The 17,933-nt window shown below is 60.0% G+C and carries 20 protein-coding genes and 1 other RNA gene; 9 read left to right on the top strand and 12 right to left on the bottom strand.

The window, feature by feature from the left end:
• Positions 1–304: 304 nt before the first annotated feature.
• Genes BLP65_RS06625 through rsgA form a run of 3 tightly spaced genes read left to right on the top strand, consistent with a single transcriptional unit; the run spans position 305 to position 1,959 of the window.
• Positions 305–604, top strand: a complete 300-nt coding sequence (locus BLP65_RS06625; protein WP_092994282.1) for a c-type cytochrome — start codon at positions 305–307, stop codon at positions 602–604.
• A gap of 4 nt (positions 605–608) precedes the next feature.
• Entirely contained in the window at positions 609–926 is a 318-nt protein-coding gene (locus BLP65_RS06620; RefSeq protein ID WP_092994279.1) for a 4a-hydroxytetrahydrobiopterin dehydratase, read from the top strand.
• 13 nt (positions 927–939) lie between these two features.
• The gene (gene rsgA / locus BLP65_RS06615; RefSeq protein ID WP_092994276.1) at positions 940–1,959 is read left to right on the top strand and encodes a small ribosomal subunit biogenesis GTPase RsgA; all 1,020 of its coding nucleotides are present in this window, start codon (positions 940–942) and stop codon (positions 1,957–1,959) included.
• A 134-nt stretch (positions 1,960–2,093) separates the two neighbouring features.
• On the opposite strand, the gene recR is transcribed toward rsgA, so the two are convergent.
• The 9 genes from recR to BLP65_RS06570 all read right to left on the bottom strand — a co-directional run bounded on the left by recR (position 2,094) and on the right by BLP65_RS06570 (position 10,674).
• On the bottom strand, positions 2,094–2,693 hold the full coding sequence (recR, locus tag BLP65_RS06610; RefSeq protein ID WP_092994273.1) for a recombination mediator RecR: 600 nt from the start codon (positions 2,691–2,693) through the stop codon (positions 2,094–2,096).
• Between the two features lie 13 nt (positions 2,694–2,706).
• Entirely contained in the window at positions 2,707–3,027 is a 321-nt protein-coding gene (locus BLP65_RS06605; RefSeq protein WP_092994270.1) for a YbaB/EbfC family nucleoid-associated protein, read from the bottom strand.
• 130 nt (positions 3,028–3,157) lie between these two features.
• Positions 3,158–4,849, bottom strand: coding sequence for a DNA polymerase III subunit gamma/tau (dnaX, locus tag BLP65_RS06600; RefSeq protein ID WP_092994267.1), 1,692 nt, complete (start codon positions 4,847–4,849; stop codon positions 3,158–3,160).
• Between the two features lie 280 nt (positions 4,850–5,129).
• An RNA gene (gene ffs / locus BLP65_RS06595) (signal recognition particle sRNA small type) lies at positions 5,130–5,226 on the bottom strand.
• A 213-nt stretch (positions 5,227–5,439) separates the two neighbouring features.
• Positions 5,440–6,045, bottom strand: a complete 606-nt coding sequence (locus tag BLP65_RS06590; protein WP_399351263.1) for a DUF3501 family protein — start codon at positions 6,043–6,045, stop codon at positions 5,440–5,442.
• A gap of 299 nt (positions 6,046–6,344) precedes the next feature.
• Positions 6,345–7,691 (bottom strand): heterodisulfide reductase-related iron-sulfur binding cluster, encoded by a 1,347-nt coding sequence (locus BLP65_RS06585; protein ID WP_092994263.1) that lies wholly within the window; start codon positions 7,689–7,691, stop codon positions 6,345–6,347.
• A 64-nt stretch (positions 7,692–7,755) separates the two neighbouring features.
• Positions 7,756–8,175 carry a rubrerythrin family protein gene (locus tag BLP65_RS06580; RefSeq protein WP_092994260.1) on the bottom strand — a complete coding sequence of 140 codons (420 nt, stop codon included), beginning with the start codon at positions 8,173–8,175 and terminating at the stop codon, positions 7,756–7,758.
• A gap of 158 nt (positions 8,176–8,333) precedes the next feature.
• Complete coding sequence (gene oxyR / locus BLP65_RS06575) at positions 8,334–9,230, bottom strand: DNA-binding transcriptional regulator OxyR (RefSeq protein ID WP_092994256.1); 897 nt, start codon at positions 9,228–9,230, stop codon at positions 8,334–8,336.
• A gap of 319 nt (positions 9,231–9,549) precedes the next feature.
• Positions 9,550–10,674, bottom strand: coding sequence for a sensor domain-containing diguanylate cyclase (locus tag BLP65_RS06570; protein WP_139181440.1), 1,125 nt, complete (start codon positions 10,672–10,674; stop codon positions 9,550–9,552).
• A gap of 165 nt (positions 10,675–10,839) precedes the next feature.
• On the opposite strand from BLP65_RS06570, the gene BLP65_RS16640 reads away from it, so the two are divergent.
• The 6 genes from BLP65_RS16640 (at position 10,840) to BLP65_RS06540 (ending at position 15,894) form a co-directional block, all read left to right on the top strand.
• Complete coding sequence (locus BLP65_RS16640) at positions 10,840–11,169, top strand: hypothetical protein (protein ID WP_139181439.1); 330 nt, start codon at positions 10,840–10,842, stop codon at positions 11,167–11,169.
• A gap of 184 nt (positions 11,170–11,353) precedes the next feature.
• Positions 11,354–12,751, top strand: a complete 1,398-nt coding sequence (locus BLP65_RS06560) for a TonB-dependent receptor (RefSeq protein ID WP_092994244.1) — start codon at positions 11,354–11,356, stop codon at positions 12,749–12,751.
• A gap of 12 nt (positions 12,752–12,763) precedes the next feature.
• On the top strand, positions 12,764–13,657 hold the full coding sequence (locus BLP65_RS06555) for a metal ABC transporter substrate-binding protein (RefSeq protein WP_092994241.1): 894 nt from the start codon (positions 12,764–12,766) through the stop codon (positions 13,655–13,657).
• Positions 13,654–14,220, top strand: a complete 567-nt coding sequence (locus tag BLP65_RS06550; RefSeq protein ID WP_092994238.1) for an ATP-binding cassette domain-containing protein — start codon at positions 13,654–13,656, stop codon at positions 14,218–14,220. Before BLP65_RS06555 ends, BLP65_RS06550 begins: the two co-directional genes overlap by 4 nt.
• Complete coding sequence (locus BLP65_RS06545) at positions 14,217–15,017, top strand: metal ABC transporter permease (RefSeq protein ID WP_092994235.1); 801 nt, start codon at positions 14,217–14,219, stop codon at positions 15,015–15,017. The genes BLP65_RS06550 and BLP65_RS06545 overlap by 4 nt, the downstream gene beginning before the upstream one ends.
• A gap of 358 nt (positions 15,018–15,375) precedes the next feature.
• Positions 15,376–15,894 (top strand): hypothetical protein, encoded by a 519-nt coding sequence (locus BLP65_RS06540; RefSeq protein WP_092994232.1) that lies wholly within the window; start codon positions 15,376–15,378, stop codon positions 15,892–15,894.
• 184 nt (positions 15,895–16,078) lie between these two features.
• On the opposite strand, the gene BLP65_RS06535 is transcribed toward BLP65_RS06540, so the two are convergent.
• From BLP65_RS06535 to BLP65_RS06525, 3 genes are all read right to left on the bottom strand, one after another.
• Positions 16,079–16,732 carry an SCO family protein gene (locus tag BLP65_RS06535; protein WP_245688252.1) on the bottom strand — a complete coding sequence of 218 codons (654 nt, stop codon included), beginning with the start codon at positions 16,730–16,732 and terminating at the stop codon, positions 16,079–16,081.
• Positions 16,726–17,631 (bottom strand): cytochrome c oxidase assembly protein, encoded by a 906-nt coding sequence (locus BLP65_RS06530; protein ID WP_092994229.1) that lies wholly within the window; start codon positions 17,629–17,631, stop codon positions 16,726–16,728. The genes BLP65_RS06535 and BLP65_RS06530 overlap by 7 nt, the downstream gene beginning before the upstream one ends.
• A gap of 66 nt (positions 17,632–17,697) precedes the next feature.
• A complete protein-coding gene (locus tag BLP65_RS06525) occupies positions 17,698–17,928 on the bottom strand; it encodes a hypothetical protein (RefSeq protein ID WP_092994226.1) in 231 nt (76 codons plus the stop codon).
• Between the last annotated feature and the right edge of the window lie 5 nt (positions 17,929–17,933).

Below are 17,933 nucleotides of genomic sequence, written 5' to 3'. Positions count from 1 at the left end.
ACTAGGTGTCCATGGATGTAGGAGCAACGGAAGTCGCGATAACGCCGAATCGCGGCTTCCGCCGCTCCCACATGTGTCTCGGTAAGTCACCGGAGGAGCGTGTCGGATACGATTTCGGAACAGCTATTCAGGACCCCACAGCGCGAAAACACCGCCGCGGGGGGACACGGGGGTACGGGGTGAACCCGATAAGGTGTTTTATTATTCCCGTTCACCCAGTGGTTAACCGCTATTTCCCCTGTCCTCGATGGTAAACGCTGTTCTCCGTGTACTCTGTGGTTAACCAATCCTCAAGGAGGTCGATATGAAACTGAGCATTTTGGCATTTCCGTTGTCTGTTGTACTGCTTACCGGCACAGCGAGTGCAGAACCGTCTGAAGGTGAAGAGCTTTACCAGGAAAATTGTGTGGCGTGTCACCAGCGAATGGCCGGCGGCGACGGTTCGGCCCTCTATACGCGCGATGACCGCCGGGTAAAAAGCCTGGAGGGGCTGCACAGCCAGGTGAACCGCTGCAAGGACAACCTGCAGCTGAGGCTTTTCGATGACGAGGTGGCGGCGATCGCCGGCTATCTTAATGAGAGGTACTATCGTTTCGAGGAGTAATACAATGCTGGAGAATGAGCACTGCTCTGCCGAGCCGACCCGTCTGAACAAGGAAGAAGTCGATTCACTGCTTGACGAAGTATCGGGCTGGACAGTGAGTGATGAGGGGAGCACTCTGGTCCGCGAATTCACATTCCGCAATTTTTACGAAACGATGGGCTTCGCCAACGCCGTGGCCTGGGAGGCGAATCGGGAGGATCATCATCCCGATCTGGAACTCTCCTACAAGCGTGGCAAGGTTCACTTCACCACCCACTCGGCCGATGGATTGAGTCGTAACGACTTCATCCTCGCTGCCCGGGTCAACGCACTGACAGGATGATACCGACCCGCCCATGGGCAAGCAGAAACTGAACCGGCGTCAAGCGTGGCGCATCCGCAAGGTCCAGGACGAACGTCTGGAGCGTGCCAAGCGTCGTGAGGGCAAAATCGATACTGAGGCCGGGCCTCTGGGTCAGGAACAACATGGCCGTATCGTCGCCAATTACGGTGCCAGCGTCGATGTCGAGGACCCGACGGGCGAGGTTCGCCGCTGTCACCTTCGCCAGAATCTGGCCATGCCGGTGGTCGGCGACCGTGTCGTCTGGCAGTCGTCCGACAATAACAGCGGGGTAGTGGTGGCGGTGGAGGAGCGCGACACCCTCCTCGCCCGCCCCGATTTCTCGGGCGACATGAAGGCGCTGGCCGCGAATATCGATCAAATCCTGGTGGTGGCCGCACCGGAACCACCCTTCAGTACCGAATCCCTCGACCAGTTTCTGGTCGCCGCCGAAATAAGCGGTATTACGCCCGTGGTGGTCTTCAACAAGGTGGATCTCCTGGACCGGGAGGGTCGGGCAGAGGTGGAGGCGCAGCTTTCGATCTACCGGGATATCGGTTATCGGGTCATCTTCGCCACAACGCGGGCCGACCATGGCCTGGATGACTTGCTGACGGCGCTGAAAGACAAAACCAGCATCTTCGCCGGTCAGTCCGGGGTCGGAAAATCATCCCTGGCCAAGTCCCTGCTGCCCGATGAGGCCATTACGGTCGGCGACCTGGCGGAACTGACCGGCCTCGGCCGTCACACCACCAGCTCCGCCCGCCTCTACCACCTGCCCTCCGGAGGTGACGTCATCGATTCACCGGGGGTACGGGAGTTCCGGCTCTGGCCGATGAGTGAACCGGAGTTGGCGGAGGGCTTTCCCGAGTTCCATCCTTTTCTCGGCGGCTGCCGTTTCCGGGACTGCCGGCACCGGAGCGAACCGGGTTGTGCCATTCTTGCCGCAGTGGAGGCAGGCAAGATCAAGCCCCAGCGACTCACCAGCTTTCGGCGAATCGCAGCCAACGTGGCGGAGAAGGCCCCTTCGTATTGATTTGGCGGACGGCAACAGGAACTGCCTATAACCACTGAGGACACGGAGAAAACGATTAAAAGGTATTTCCTAATGCCGTACCGTTGATGTTCTCCGTGCCCTCTGTGGTAAAAAAGCGGTCGTTCAGCTTTGCTTTACTCGATGGACTGACGCCCCAGGAAGGCATGGGAGAGGGTCGTGCCGTCGACGAACTCGAGCTCGCCGCCGAGGGGAATACCATGCGCAAGGCGGGTGGCACGGATGCCGCGTTCGCGGGCAAGTTCACCGATATAGTGGGAGGTGGCCTCACCTTCCACGGTGGGATTGGTGGCAAGGATGATCTCGTGGATGTCTCCCCCATCGAACCGCTCGACGAGTCTGTCCAGGCCGATGTCTTCGGGACCAATCCCATCCAGAGGCGAGAGATGCCCCATCAGCACGAAGTAGAGTCCACGGTAATTGATGGCCCCCTCCAGCGCCTGGACATCGGCCGGCGACTCCACCACACACAGCAGCGACGCGTCGCGCCGCTCGTCGCTGCAAATACCGCATATCTCTGCTTCGGTGAAGGTTCGGCAGCGCGCGCAGTGCCCCACCTGCTCGGCCGCGGTGGTCAATGTCTCGGCCAGACGCCGGGCACCGTCACGATCCCGTTCGAGCAGGTGATAGGCCATGCGCTGCGCCGATTTCGGACCAACACCGGGCAGACAACGCAGTGACTCAATCAGCTGCGTAATAAGAGGACTTGAAGTCATCACCGGCTCAAGCTCAGAAGGGGAACTTCATTCCGCCGGGCAGATTCATCCCCTCGGTCACGCTGGACATCTTCTCCTGTGACTGCTGCTCCAACTGCCGAACTGCATCGTTGACTGCGGCCGCCACCAGGTCTTCCAGCATCTCCTTGTCATCCATCACGCTGTCGTCGATGGAAACCCGCTTCAGATCATGCCGGCCGGTCATGATGACACTGACCATATCGCCCCCGGCCTTGCCGGTGATCTCCATGTTGGCCAGCTCTTCCTGAACCTTCTGCATATCGGCCTGCATCTTCTGGGCCTGCTTCATCATGTTGCCGAGTCCGCCTTTCATCTCAACCTCTGTATCGTTGCGCGCCTCTGCGGCGCCGGTTCAAGTTAACAAATAGTTTATCAAGAGCGCCCACCGCAAAGACGTCGGATGGACCATTACCGCTACGGCGTCTTTGTGGTTCGGAATCCAGTCACTCCACCGGACGAATGCTTCCCGGGTCCACCTCTCCGTCGAACCGCTCCAGAAAGGCATTAAGCCGCGGATCATTCCGGATCGCCTGTTCGGCCTCGTTCTGCGAGGCTGCCGTACGCTGTTCTTTGAGCTGATGGGGGGTCGCATCAGGTGCAGTACCGACCGTCACCGAAAGCTGTACCGAGCGTCCCAGATAACTCTCCAGGGCTTCCTTGAGCGCCTGCTCCCATTTGGAATTGTGGCTCAGATGTTCGACGCCCTGATCGAGTACCAGTTCAAAACGGTCCCCGTTGCGTCGGGCCAGGGCGCAGTGCAGGGCAAACTGCTGCGACATCCCCGCCAGCGGCAGGGCCGCAACCAGAGCGTCCCAGTTATCCCGATCCACCGGCGGTGCACTCGACGCATGCTCGGCCGGAGGCTGTGCAACCGGTGCCGGTGCTGGATCAGGGGCGACTTTCTCCGCTGGTGATCTCGACCGGGGCGGTTTGGCCTTTGGGGCCGATGGTTGCGGCGGTGTTGCGGAAACGGGCGGTATGTTGCCTGCTGTGGGGGCCGTGCGACGGGATGGGTCGACAGCAGCACCCCCGCCACCGGCCGGCACGGTTTCGGCAGGGCGAAAAGCCAGCATGCGCAGCAGCACCATTTCGAAACCGCTACGGGTATCGGGGGCCAGAGGCAAGTCCCGGCGACCGGCAATTCCGATTTGATAGTAAAGCTGAACGTCCTCCGGGGAAATGCGCTCGGCCAGACCCCGAATCGTCGCGGCATCCCCTCCGGAATCATCGACCGCAGAAGGAACAACCTGGGCCAGCGCAATCCGCTGCAGCAGGCTGTTCAACTCATTCAGGACACCGCCGAAATCCGGCGCCCGCTCAGCCAGCAAGTTGCTGGAGGCAATCACCTGCTCGGCATCACCACCGGCCAGGGCCTCGATCAACCCGGCGACCTGATGGCGGTCCACCGTGCCGAGCATGTCGCGGACTTCGGCGGCATCCAGTCGACCGGCGCCGTAGGCAATGGCCTGATCCAGCAGGCTCAAGGCATCCCGCATACTGCCATCGGCGGCGCGTGCGATTTCCGCAAGCGCCGTCGGATCCGCTTCCACTCCCTCCTTTTCCAGAATCGCGGCAAGATGATCGCGGATCGGCTCAAGCGGCAGCCGCTTGAGATTGAACTGCAGGCAGCGCGAGAGGATGGTCACCGGCAAGCGCTGCGGATCAGTGGTCGCCAACAGAAATTTGACGTGCGGCGGCGGCTCCTCAAGCGTCTTCAGCAGGGCATTGAAGCTGTGGTTCGAGAGCATGTGCACCTCGTCCACGAGATATACCTTATAACGCCCCCTACTCGGCGCGTACTGGACGTTCTCCAGAAGCTCGCGGGTATCCTCGACCCTGGTTCGCGAAGCCGCGTCGACCTCTACCAGGTCAACGAAACGCCCTTCGTCGATCTCCCGACAGGCGCTGCACTCACCACAGGGTCGGGAACTCACCCCCTGTTCGCAATTCAGGGACTTCGCCAGGATACGCGCAACGCTGGTCTTGCCCACACCACGGGTCCCGGTAAAGAGAAAGGCGTGGTGCAGGCGATCATTATCCAGCGCATTGATCAGAGCGCGCAGCACATGCTCCTGCCCCACCATTTCCGGGAACGAACGGGGGCGCCATTTCCGGGCCAGCACCTGATAGCTCATGGATATGAAACCGGGTGGAAATAAGGGGAGATACTTTACCGGAGAACCCGGTTCGACGCACGGTTGCCAAACGGATGAATTTACCACACAGGCACAAAGCAAGCGGAGATTCGGGTTGCCCGGAGATGGGAGCACGAGCGAGGTCGGCGGTGCGGGACGCTACCTCACCGGACTCGGGCGTTTCGCCGACAGCAGCAACGCCCAGACTGCTCTGCTGAGCGAATCCTCTGCGCCGATACGGTAATCCGATAAAGAGAAGGTAATGATGAAGGGTGGCGGCCCGCACCAGCCACACCCCGGCGCCCAAGTCCACCGCTACGGCTGCTCCCTTCCAGGCCTGACCGGGTTCACGGTTTATCGTCGCGGGGGGACCGATGCAGGCCACCATTGACTCTTTGCATCCTGCCGCTCGTTCGACACCGCCCGGCCAGATTTGGTTCAGCCGATCCAGGCGATGAGCGGGCAGTATACAGACAGCGGTACGCGACAGAAAGGTGTGACGGTAATTCCTGTCAGAACCGGGCCCATATCGGCATGGCCGCCACACGGCTCATCGCTCAGGGAGCGGCGCTCAGCGTCGCATCTATCGATCAACCGAGGTCGGCCGCCAAGGCGTCCTGCACCGGTACAGCGACCGAATCGATGTGATAGCGATAGTCGGGATGTTCGATACCCATAGCTATTGCGCTTCCCTCCTTCACTGCCGCAACCATCTCCGGGGTCAGTTCGAAGCGCATGAAGTGAACCGATGAAGTCTTCTCTTCATTAGTACGCTCCAGGTCTTCATTGGCGATCGGATACACCGGCTCGAAGCCGTCGACCTGCACATAGGTCTGCTTCTCGATGCCCCGGAGGGCTGCGAGACTCTGCCGGCGCTCCTCCTCGTTCGGGTATTCCAGCATGAAGGTCGCTTTCCAGTTGCTGCCGTCCGGGATGAGTGGATTGTAGGTGGCCAGCTCCTCCTCAATCGCCTCGGGCTCGAAGATGCGCTCCACCCGCAGCATCTCCTGGATCTGGTACTGCATGGTAAGCCGGTCCTCGAAATAGAGTGTGGCGTTAGGGCCGATGGCAACCTGCCGGTGCTTCTTGTGCTCCAACACCCTGGAGCGAAACTCCGGACGCATCTCTGCGTAACGTTCCAGGCTGTACAGGTCTTCGCGTGTCAGTTTTTCCATTACTGCCTCCAGGAAATGCATTTTTAACCACAGAGAACACAGAGAGGTTTCTTTCCATTCCCCCCCGGGGGACCTGCAGCCAAGTGCAGGCATTTGCCTGCGCCTGGCTGCGTCCGGTTCAACCGGCTGTTTTATTCCTCCGTGGTAACTGCTCGCCCAGGTGATCGCGCACGGCCCAGGAAATCCGTCATCCCTGCGTAGGCGGGGATCCATCTTGAGCCATGCTTTTGTCCTCTGGATTCCCGCCTACGCGGGAATGACGAAGGGGGTGAGTAGTTACCCTCTGTGTTCTCTGTGGCTGATCCGTTTTGGGGTTTAGTTTAAATCCCGTACGCCTTGCGCAGCAGGTTCATCGGGTGTTCGGTCTCGCTGCCGTCGGCCATGCCGTGGGCGATGTGATGTCCGGCCATGGGGCAATCACTGCCGTAATGATCCGCTTCGGCCTTCTTCACCCGGTTCACCACCGGCCGGACGATCTTCATCGAGGCCTGGTGAAACTCCTCCTTGACTGCATAAGTACCATCATGGCCCGAGCAGCGTTCGATCATCTCCACCTTGGTACCGGGGATCAATTGCAGGATATCGCGGGTTTTTGGTCCCACATTCTGCACACGCTGGTGACAAGCGCTGTGATAGGCCACCGTACCCAGTGGATTTCTGAATTCCGTGTTGAGCTTGCCTTCCCGATGACGGTGCGTCAGGTATTCGAAGGGATCGAAAATGGCCGCCGCCACCTTTTTCACGGCCTCATCATCAGGGAACATCAACGGCAGCTCCTGACGGAACATGAGTGCGCAGGAAGGTACCGGTGCGACGATATCCCAACCCTCATCCACCAGCCGGGCGAGTACCGGAATATTGGCCTGTTTGGCCTTCTCGACCGCTTCGAGATCGCCCAGTTCCAGCTTGGGCATGCCGCAGCACCGCTCCTTCTCGGCCATGGTCACGGGGATACCGTTATGCTCGAACACCGCAACCAGATCTTCACCAATCACCGGTTCATTGCGATTGCCGTAGCAGGTAGCAAACAGGGCCACCCTGCCTTTGGTGGGGCCGGCCGGCTCACCTTCGGCCGTGCGGCCGATATTGTCCGCGAGTCGGGAGCGCAGCGTCTTCGAGTGGTATTCGGGCAGCCGGGCATCGGCATGGACGCCGAGAACCGATTGCAGCAATTTACGGGTGGGCTTCGCCTTGTTGGCGGCGTTGACGACCCCCGCCACCACCGGAATGCCCGCCAGGCTACCCACCGCATCGGTACTGGTGAGGATTCGGTCACGGGTTTTGACGTCACCCTTGCTGAATTTGACCGCCTTGGCTCGGAGCATCAAGTGCGGAAAATCGATATTCCACTCGTGCGGAGGCACGTAGGGACACTTGGTCATGTAACACAGGTCGCACAGGTAACAGTGATCGACCACCTTCCAGTAGTCGTCCTTCGCTACACCGTCGACTTCCATCGTGTCCGACTCGTCTACCAGATCGAACAGGGTGGGGAAGCTTTGACAGAGGCTCACGCAGCGCCTGCACCCGTGACAGAGATCGAACACGCGCTCCATCTCCTGAAACAGGTTTCCTTCGTCGTAGAATTCAGCCCCCTTCCAATCCAGCGGATGCCGGGTCGGCGCCTTCAGGTTGCCTTCTTTTACAGACTCGGTGGGTGCAGACATTCTGTTTACTCCTCACGTGCATTCCAGAGGCGCACCGGAGCCGAAAGGGCTCCGGTGCACATTATCAGCCTTCCAGATTATCCAGGGCTTTCTGGAAACGGTTGGCGTGCGAACGCTCCGCCTTGGCCAGGGTTTCGAACCAATCGGCGATTTCATCGAAACCTTCATCACGGGCGGTTTTGGCCATGCCCGGATACATATCGGTGTACTCGTGAGTCTCGCCGGCAACCGCCGTCTTCAGATTCGCGTCGGTGGCACCGAAAGCCATTCCCGTTGCCGGATCGCCGCACTCCTCCAGGTACTCCAGATGGCCATGGGCATGGCCGGTTTCACCTTCTGCCGTCGAGCGGAACACGGTGGCAACATCGTTGAAGCCTTCGATATCGGCCTTGGAGGCGAAATAGAGATAGCGACGGTTGGCCTGGGACTCGCCTGCAAACGCCTCTTTGAGATGCTCTTCAGTCTTACTGCCTTTCAGTTCCATATTGCACTCCTTGTTATCGGTTCATAACCCGCATGGGCAATATGGAATATAGAGTGAGTCTAAAAATGTTGCAATCGAATGTTCCGATGGGTTTGATAGGCCGTGCCTATGATCAAAATGAGGGGCCCGCCAAGCTGGCAGGGGCCGCTCTGGCAGGGTTAGAGGCTGGTGGTGACGGCCTCGCGAATCACTTCCCCGATGGCAGCGAAACTCTCCTCCCGGTAACTCCCCTTGCGGTAAAGAAGCCCGATCCGCCGGGTAGGCTCCGGTTCCTCAAACGGGATATAGCGAATCGATCCCTCATGATTTCGCTCCCGCAGGGTGGCGAGCTTCGGCATCAGCGTGATGCCGATTCCCTCGGCGGCCATCTGTCGCAGGGTCTCCAGGCTGGTTCCCCGGAATCCCCGATGCTCGCGGGCGCCAGCGGTCAGGCAGACATCGAGTGCCTGGCCACGCATGCAGTGCCCCTCCTCCAGCAGCATCACCTCGAGATCTTTCAGCAGATCGAGGGAGGCCCTGTCGCGCTCGGCAAGCGGGTGGTCGTCGGCCACCGTCAGCAGAAAGGGCTCCCGAAACAGGTCGTTTTCGACGAACTCATCGGTCTCCACCGGCAGCGCCAGCAGCAGCACTTCCAACTCTGCATCCCGCAGTTTCCGAAGCAAAACGGCCGTTTGATGCTCATGAAGGAAGAGCTTGAGTCCCGGAAAGCGGCGTCGCAGATGCGGTATGAACAGCGGCAACAGATAAGGCGCGACGGTGGGGATTACACCCATGTGCAGGTCGCCCTCCATCGGGTTTCGAAAACTGGCGGCCAGCTCGCGAATGGTGCGCGTATCCGCAAGCACCCGCCGAGCCTGTCCGGCAATCGCCAGGCCCGCTTCCGTCATGGCGATCTTCCGGCCACTACGCTCCACCAGCGATACATTTAGCTCGCCCTCGAGCTTCTTGATCTGCCCACTGAGGGTCGGCTGACTCACATAGCAGCGGTCCGCAGCACGCTGGAAGTGACGCTCTTCATCCAGCGCCACCAGATATTCGAGGTCCCGCAGATTCATCGGCCATACCTATAGGAAATTCGACAATGGGCAATCTTACCGATAAGACCGTGCTCCGCCTATGGGATGCAGCTTTAACGGGCACTTCTATAATTTCGTCATTCCCGCGAAAGCCTCGCGAAAGCGGGAATCCAGCCGTTGGTTTTACTGGGCTCCCGCTTTCGCGGGAGTGACGAAAAATGAATTTTCAGAGGGTCTCCTAAACAGGACAATTAGGAACGTGCAGTGCCGGTATGTTCCATCCATGGAGTGGCGTCACGTATCAAAAGGCACCCCGTTCCCTGTATGGCCAAACCTTCCCATCCGACCGGCTGTACGTTCAATCAACGGCAGAGCAAATCCGATTACGTCCGCTCTGCTTGGCCGCATACATGGCACCGTCAGCAGCCCGGAGGAGTTCACTGTCGGTGGTGCCGTGAGTCGGATAAGCAGCGACACCGATACTGGCGGTTAGCGTCTGATTCACGCCAGGAACCGCAAGCGGTTTCTCGTTGAGCGAGACACGCAGCCGTTCAGCAAGTGCCATGGCAGCCTCGATCGGAGTTTCCGGAAGCACCAGCAGAAATTCTTCGCCGCCATAACGCACCACAGTATCGGTGCGGCGGGCGTGTTCGTTCAGGCGTGTCGCGAACGCCTTCAGCACCGCATCGCCTGTCCGATGGCCGTAGGTATCGTTCACCGCCTTGAAGTGATCGAGATCCACCATCAGTACGGACAGGAAATGCTGATAACGCTCCGCGCGCTCGATTTCCTGCACCAGACACCGCTCCAGTTCAACCCGATTGACCAGACCCGTCAACACGTCGTGCGTGGCCTGATATCGAAGTTCGTCGCGAAGCCGTTTACGCTCGGTGATGTCCTGAAAAACAACTACTACCCCGGTAATCCTTCCTCCCCGCACCATCGGCGCGGCCGCATAGGAGACAGGCAGCCGGGAGCCGTCCTTGCGGATAAACGTGTCTTCCTCCACTCGTTGGGTCCCCTCCTCGGCCAAGGCCCGTTGAACGCCGCACTCCTTCAATGGAACCGGTTCCTGATGATGGAGGTGAATGAGCTGATGGATATTTTTGTTCGCCAATTCCGCCGATGACCAACCGAGCAGACGTTCCGCCTCCTGGTTCATGAACAGCAGAAGGCCATCAGAGTCCAACAACAGCAGTCCTTCCGCCGCCGTGCCGACCACCTCCATGAAGCGATATTCGCTCTCACGCAACCGTTTCAGTTCACGTACTGCGTCTCGCTCCCTGTAAGCGCTCCGATACGCATACCACCCCAGCAGCACTCCCCAGACGGTAAAAAGCGGCAAAATGTTCCACCACCAACCCGGTTCAGGCGGACACATCCGCTGCTGCAGCCAATGGAGGCCCCCAAGCACAATAAACAACACTTCAAGAAGGATCCCCAGGACCACGACCCACAACAGGTCACTAACGGTACGCCTCAAGGCCTCCTCCCACCGGCATCGCTCAGTCTCCCCGTGCCCTGCTCACTCGTACCGTTTTAACTAGCACAACCGATAGGCTTGTGTGGTTTGCTATCGGTCTTCACGTCACTGTTGTCAGGATTTATTGCACGTTATAACATAACGTTTTATAGTCGCCCCGAATCAATGAATCGCCTCGCAGACACGCCCGGACACACCCCTTCCCGCTGCCATTATCGTCGTGGCTGGGCGGTACTGCTGTTCGCGGCGGCACTGCTCGTGGTGCAGTCCGGGCTTTTCGGCCATGAACTGGAACACCTCTCCAGCGACTCCGATGAAGCCGCTTGTGAAATCTGCCTGGCGGGCGGCGGTCTCGCGCACACCCATTCCACTCCCCCTTCTCCCCATTCCCTTCCACATCTTTCCGGCGTCGCCCCGAAAGCATCGACGCAAACGCCCCTGATTGCGCGGTGGATTTCCGGTTATCAAGGCCGCGCACCACCGGTATCCGGCTAAATAGCTGTTCCGAAATCGTGTCCAACACGCTCCTTTGGCGACATATCGAAATACATGTAGGAGCGGCGGAAGCCGCGATTCGGCGCTATCGCGACTCCCGTCGCTCCTACACGCATGGACACCAATTTGGAATCCACATTTAGTCCGTTGCTGAAGCCGTTGATACCATCATCAGGGAAATACCATGAACAACAGAACGCTTATCAGCGCCGCCGTTGCTGCAGCGCTGGTGCTACCGGTGGGTGCTCACGCCGAAACGGCGGACATCGCCGAGATCAAACGCACCCTAGAGCAGATGCGAGCCGACTATGAAGAGCGTATCGCCGAGCTCGAAGCGGAGGATGCGTACAAAGCTTCAGAGGCCGACGAACAGCCAGCCTATGGTGCAGTGACCTCGGGCACGAAATTCAACCCGCAGATTTCACTGATCCTGAACGGCAATTATTACGCCGACAGCATCGACGGCGAAGGTGTGGAGCGGTTTGGCGCTGCCGACGGCATCCACGATGCCCACGGGCATGACGATGGCCATGGTGACGAACACGGCGGCCTTGAGCAGGGTTTCAATCTCAGCGATACCGAGCTGGTTTTCTCGGCCACGGTCGACCCCTACTTCGACGCAACGGCCAACCTAGCTGTCTCCTCCGATGGAAATGTCGAGCTGGAGGAGGCCTGGCTGCAGACCCGCGGCCTGCCTGCGGGGTTGAAGGTAAAGGCGGGAAAGTTTTTCTCCGATATCGGTTACGCCAACAATCAGCACCCCCACCAATGGGATTTCGCCGACCAGAACCTGGCCTACCTTAACCTGCTGGGCGACCACGGCCTTCGGGATACCGGGGCGCAGGTCACCTGGCTACCCGACTGGGATACCTACACCCTGTTCGGGCTGGAACTGCTGCAGGGCGAGCAGGAAAAGCTGGGGGCGCTCGTCGGACACGATGATGACCTGAATCTCGACGAAAAGGACAGGGGACCCCGCCTGACCACGGCTTTCGTGAAGCTATCTCCCGATCTTGGTTTCAGCCATGCCTTGCAGCTCGGTGGCTGGGGCGCCTGGGCGGGTCAGCATCAGGAGACGCACGAACTCGACGAGCCGGACGAGCATGCGCTGCAGGGCGATGCCTCGATGTGGGGCCTCGAAACCGTCTACAAGTACGATGCCGGGCGCGGCTACGGTGCGGGCAACATCAAGCTCCAGGCCGAGTACCTGTGGCAGCGCAAGGACCTCGATATCGTCCACGCCGAGGCTCCCGAGGTGATTGGTGCCGGACGCCGCTTCACCCAGGATGGTTTCTACATCCAGGGGCTCTACGGCATCGCGCCGCGCTGGCAGGCGGGCCTGCGCTACGACCGCACCGGCCTGTTCGAGAACGTAAAGGAGAGCGGAGGTACAACGCTGGAGGAGTATGATGACTCCGACCGCTGGACCGCTGCCCTCAGCTGGACACCCAGCGAGTTCTCCCGTCTACGCCTGCAGTATTCAATCGCGGACATGAGCGTGGAAGGGGAGCGGGACTCCTTCAACACCCTCTACCTGCAGTACACGATGAGTCTGGGTGCCCACGGCGCACACAAATTTTAGGGAGGCGAACAGATGGCAAGACGCTGGATAGTGGGCCTTCTGACCCTGTTTATACTGGGCGGCGCGCACGCCCAAACCCTGAACGTGGTCGCCACCTCCTCCTCCATGGGTGCGCTGGTGCGTGCGGTGGGAGCGGAACAGGTCGGTCTCAGGATACTGGCACCGCCGGATCGGGACATCCATTACCTTCAGGTCCGCCCGAGCATGATCCGGGATCTGCGCCGTACCGATCTGGTGGTCGCCATCGGCGGAGAACTGGAGATGGGCTGGTTGCCGGTTGCCATCGGGCAAGCGGCGAACCCGGGCATCCTGCCGGGCCGACCCGGCTACTTCGAAGCCGCGGCCCAGGTCCCGTTGGAGGACGCCGGGGCACCCGCCGATCGGGCGCACGGCGATGTGCATCCCGCCGGCAATCCCCACGTCTATATGGACCCGCTGCGCATGGCCGACATCGCCGAAGCGCTCGCCGGCCGGCTGGCGAAACTGGCCCCGGCCCATGCAGACTCGTTCCGCAAGCGGGCCGAGGGGTTTGCCCGCGCCGTGGAGGAACGCCTGCCGAAATGGGAGGCCGCCGTTGCCGATGCACCCGGCGCCCTGCTCTATCACAAGGATGCCGATTCCCTGTTCCCCCGCCTGGTTGTCCCGGTACTGGGCTACATCGAGCCGGTGCCCGGCCTTCCCCCAACGGCCCGGCATATCCGCACGCTGGTGGACCGCCTTTCGGGACGTGACGGGGTGGTGATCCATGCCCCCTACTACTCGTCCCGTGCCCCCCAGCAGCTGGCACAGACCCTGGGATGGGAACGGATTACGCTCTCCACCGAGCCGCCTTTGGAAGCGGACGGCGAGGGTTACCTGGCCCACATCGATCGGTGGGTAGCGGCACTGGCGGCGAGCCGCCCATGACCGCGCCGCTGCTCAAGGCGGAAGCACTGACGGCGGGCTACAGCGGGCCGGTTTCCGGCCCGCTCTCCTTTACCCTCATGCGCGGTGAAGTAGTCGGGCTGTGGGGGCCGAATGGATCCGGCAAATCCACCCTGCTCAAAGCCCTCGTCGGCGACGCCCGGATCTTTTCCGGCTCGCTCCACAAGGCGGAGGGGCTCACCCTGGCTATTCAAAATCAGCGTCCCGTTCGAAGGGAAGAGATGCCGTTCACCGGCAGGGAGTACCTGCACTATGCCAAAGCCGACCGGGAGCCGCCCCCCCAGCGGCTCAAACCTTGGCTCGAGCGGCGTATCGATGAGTTGAGCGGCGGGCAGTTTCAGTTACTGAACATCTGGGCAGCACTCGGTGGCCGGGCTGACCTGATCCTGCTCGATGAACCCACCAACAATCTCGATCCGGAAAGCGAAAACCTGCTCACCGAAATCCTGCGTGCGGAATGGAAATTGCGAACGATCCTCCTCGTCAGCCATGAACGCCATTTTCTGGAAGCGGCTTGCGATCGCGTACTGGAGTTGAACCCATGAATCCCGACGCGCTGATCGATCCGCTGTTTCAGACCCCCTTCCTGGTTGGCCTGATCCTCGCGGCGGTGCTTCCGATAGTCGGCGTACTGCTGCGCCTGCGTAACGAGTGGCTGGCGGCACTCGGCCTCGCCCACCTCTCGGGTGCCAGCGCCCTGGCGGGACTCGCGTTCGGTATCCCGGCGGTGGCCGGGGCGCCGGTGGGTGCGGTCGCGGGGGCTCTGCTGAAAACCTTGGGCCGCTTTCGCGGCAACTCGTTTTACGCCGTCATGATTTTGGTGGGATGGAGTGCCACCCTGCTGCTGGCCACCAATACCATCCTTGGCAGTTCAATGGGACACGCCCTCATCGAAGGGCAAATCTATTTCGCCGGCACTGCACAGTTGCTGGCCACTTCACTTTTCCTGCTGTCGACCATTGCCCTGCTTCCCAAGTTGATGCCATACCTGATCCGGGCGGAGTTTTTCCCCGCTCTCGGACACAACACGAGGCATCGATTCGCCTGGCGTTGGCCTCTGGCGTTTGATCTGTTGGCGGCACTGGGAATGGCGGTCGGGACCGGGACCATTGGCCTCATGGGCGCATTCGCCCTGGTCTTCCTCCCTGCCTGGCTGGCCTTTCGAACCGCACCAAGCTGGCGTGGCACACTGATCATCGCGCTGGTAACAGGCACCCTCGGATACCTGATGGCCTTCGCCCTCGCTCTCTATTTCGATCAACCCTTCGGACCGGTCCTGGTGGCACTTCTTTTTATCCTGATGGCCCTGATCGAAATGGCTCGACACTTCCGTTCGATGTAGACGCTTTGGTGTTGTCTCTGAACACATCACGTTCACCGGAACGAGTGCCAACCCCTTCCCGGGAATAAATCGATCTCTTTCAGTGAACAAATCTTTGCCGATTCGTTACCTCCCCGGGAACGAAAGCGGCGGACGTGAGTGGCCTAAAAATCCGGAAGCCAAAGCGAGGCAGTTCGACTCAACGTAATCAACGCAACGGCCTTTTTCGATCAACAAAAACGGATTCAGCGTGCCATAATTCCTTCTGCGGATCGGTTTCAGACAAAAAAACGCATTTTATTCAAGAAAAATTTTCTTTTTACCTGCTTTTTGTCACACAATAACTACGCCCATGATAAAACCGATTAGGGAGTAAGCAATGGCAGCAAAGAAAAAGAGTGCAAAGAGAGCGGTCGCAAAGAAAACGGTTGCACCGAAACGCAAGGCCGCGCCGGCTGTTTCCACATCGGCTGAAATGACACAGGCCCAACAGGCGTATAACGCCGCTGAAAAAACGGCTGACCAGGCCGAACGTCAACGCGAGAAAGCCGAACAGATGCTGGGCAACGTGAAAGCCCGTCTGGAAACGGCTCGTGCCAAGGCGAAGACACCCAAGCAAGCCAGCGTCGTCAACGCCCGCAACGCCGTTCAGTCGCGCCAGGCGGAAGTTCAGAAAGCCAAGGCAGCCGCGAAGCAGGCGGCACAGGAACTCCGTATTGCCAAGGGCCGGCTCGACACGGTGCGCAAGGTTGAAAGCAAGCTGGAACAACAGCGTCAACGCGAAGTGACCAAAGCACTGCGGGAGTACGAGAAGAAAGCCGCTGCTACCCGCAAGAAAGCGAGTACCGCAAAGAAGAAGAACTCCAGTAGAAAGAAGGCTGCTCCCAAGAAGTCATAAGCTGCCAAGAGTGTATGGGGGCACGGCCGGGGCTGTATGCAGGCAGCGGTCGAGCCCCCACTCCATCCCCCTCTTGAACTCCCATTCCTCAAAGCTCCGCGATTCGGGATGTATCGTTAAGGTCTCGGGCGAATCCATCGCCATTCAATCCGGCATCTCCCTGCCACATCCGCGTCCGCACAAATCACTTCAGCAGCCTGGTGAGATCGGCCGCCATCTGCTCGACCGTATCACTCGGTCGAAACAGGAGGCGCACCTCGCCGTTTGGATCGAAGACGTAGACACCGCTCGAGTGGATCACTTCGTAAAAGCCGTCCGCATCGGCCTCACCATAACTGAAGGTGGTGCGATAGCGGCGGCTCAGCGCCCGCAGTCGATCCGGCGTTCCGGTTGCACCGATGATATCTGCGTCGAAATAGTCGGTAAACGCGGCGAGCTGGTTCGGGGTATCCCGCTGCGGGTCGACCGACACGAAGAGTATCTGTACCGCTTCGGCCCGGCTCGCGGGCAGGTGCCGCTTGAGCGCGGCGAGTTGGGCCAGGTTGGTTGGGCAGATATCGGGGCAGGACGCATAACCGAAAACCAGTAGCACGACCCGTCCTTGCAGGTCCGCCTCCGACAAATCCTCCCCGTCGGCAGCCGTTAACTGCAACTCGAGCGGTGGCATCAGTCCGGAGATATCCTTGGTCTGCCAGGCCTCATTGATGCAGCTGGTCCCAAGGAACATCAGCAACACGGTACACAGCCGAAGAATACCGTACCGCCACTCCGAACGGGCGTATCCCCGCTGTGGGATCGGCGGCTGGCAAGCCTCCGTCCCTGGTACCTCTTTCACCATCGCTTTCCCCCTTGCACTCCGTGATCCCGGTGCTCTCCGTGGTCCCCGTGACGAATTCGGCAGGGTGCCCCGGGCTCGTCCTTGCCGGGCCTTTCGTCCGAAAAGTCGCCCAACTGCCGGACCAGAAGAATCAACACTCCTGCCATGCTCATCATCACCGCCGGTATCCAGGTGATCAGTCCGCCCAGCTGCTGATCGTCCATGGGCGCAATCGGAAACGCCCGCCCGCACACATCGTATACGTCAAACAGCGACTGTTCGCTAAACGCGAGAGTAGCGCCGATCAGCATTTGCGGCGGAATAATCAACATCAGCAGCAATACGCGACTACCGAAGGTCAGATGGGGTGTCGCGCCGGCAGGATTGCGGGCAAAGACCAGCCACCAGAACAGCAGTCCATCCAGGGCCATGCTCCAGTTCATGATCCAGTAGAGACGGCGGCTCAGCATGGCGTCGAAATGAATGTCCGGTATCAGCCAGAATGCAATGAGGCCGACAAACAGCATGCCGGCCAGCCACGGGTTCTGGAAACCTCGATAGAGCTTCGCCACGGAGTGTTTGGCGCGCCGAAGCGCACTGCTGGATATACGCCAACCCGGAAGCGCAGCCGCCAGCACCGGCCCCGGTGCCGACAGCGCAACCAGAAAAGGGGCCAGGTGATGCAGCACCAGGTGCTGGCCGCGATGAGCAAAGAAGAGGTATTGGGAATAGTAATCAAAGTGGGTCTGCGTCACTGCGTAGAACAGAGCCACGCCCGCAACAAAACTGATCGCCCGCCAGCGTCCGGGTGATCCCCCCCTGGCCAAACCGATGCCGTACATCAGAACCGCGCCCCCGGTTCCCACCAGAATCAGTGGCGAGGTCTCCCAGGGAAACAGCAGTTCGATAAAACCGTCCATGGTCGGCTATCCATGCGCTTCAGGCGTACTTGGGGCGCGGCGATTAACGGTGAGGCCTCAGTGGTGCTACACGCGCCGCGGCAGTCGCACCACCGCAACGAGGGCACCGATCAGGGCGCCGATCGAAAACCCGATACCTGCGGCGGCGAATACGGCAAGCGAAGTCCCTGCCGCTGCGAACTGGCCCAGATACGGCAGCGGCGCCCAGCCGCTGGCGACAGTGAAACCGACGATGCCAAGCAGTAGTGCACCGACGATCCCCCCGACCGCCGCCAGGTTGGTTATTTGCCGGCACATAAATG

It is taken from the genome of Thiohalomonas denitrificans (genome assembly GCF_900102855.1).
Taxonomy (GTDB): Bacteria; Pseudomonadota; Gammaproteobacteria; order Thiohalomonadales; family Thiohalomonadaceae; genus Thiohalomonas; species Thiohalomonas denitrificans.
This window is presented reverse-complemented; position numbering and strand designations above follow the sequence as displayed.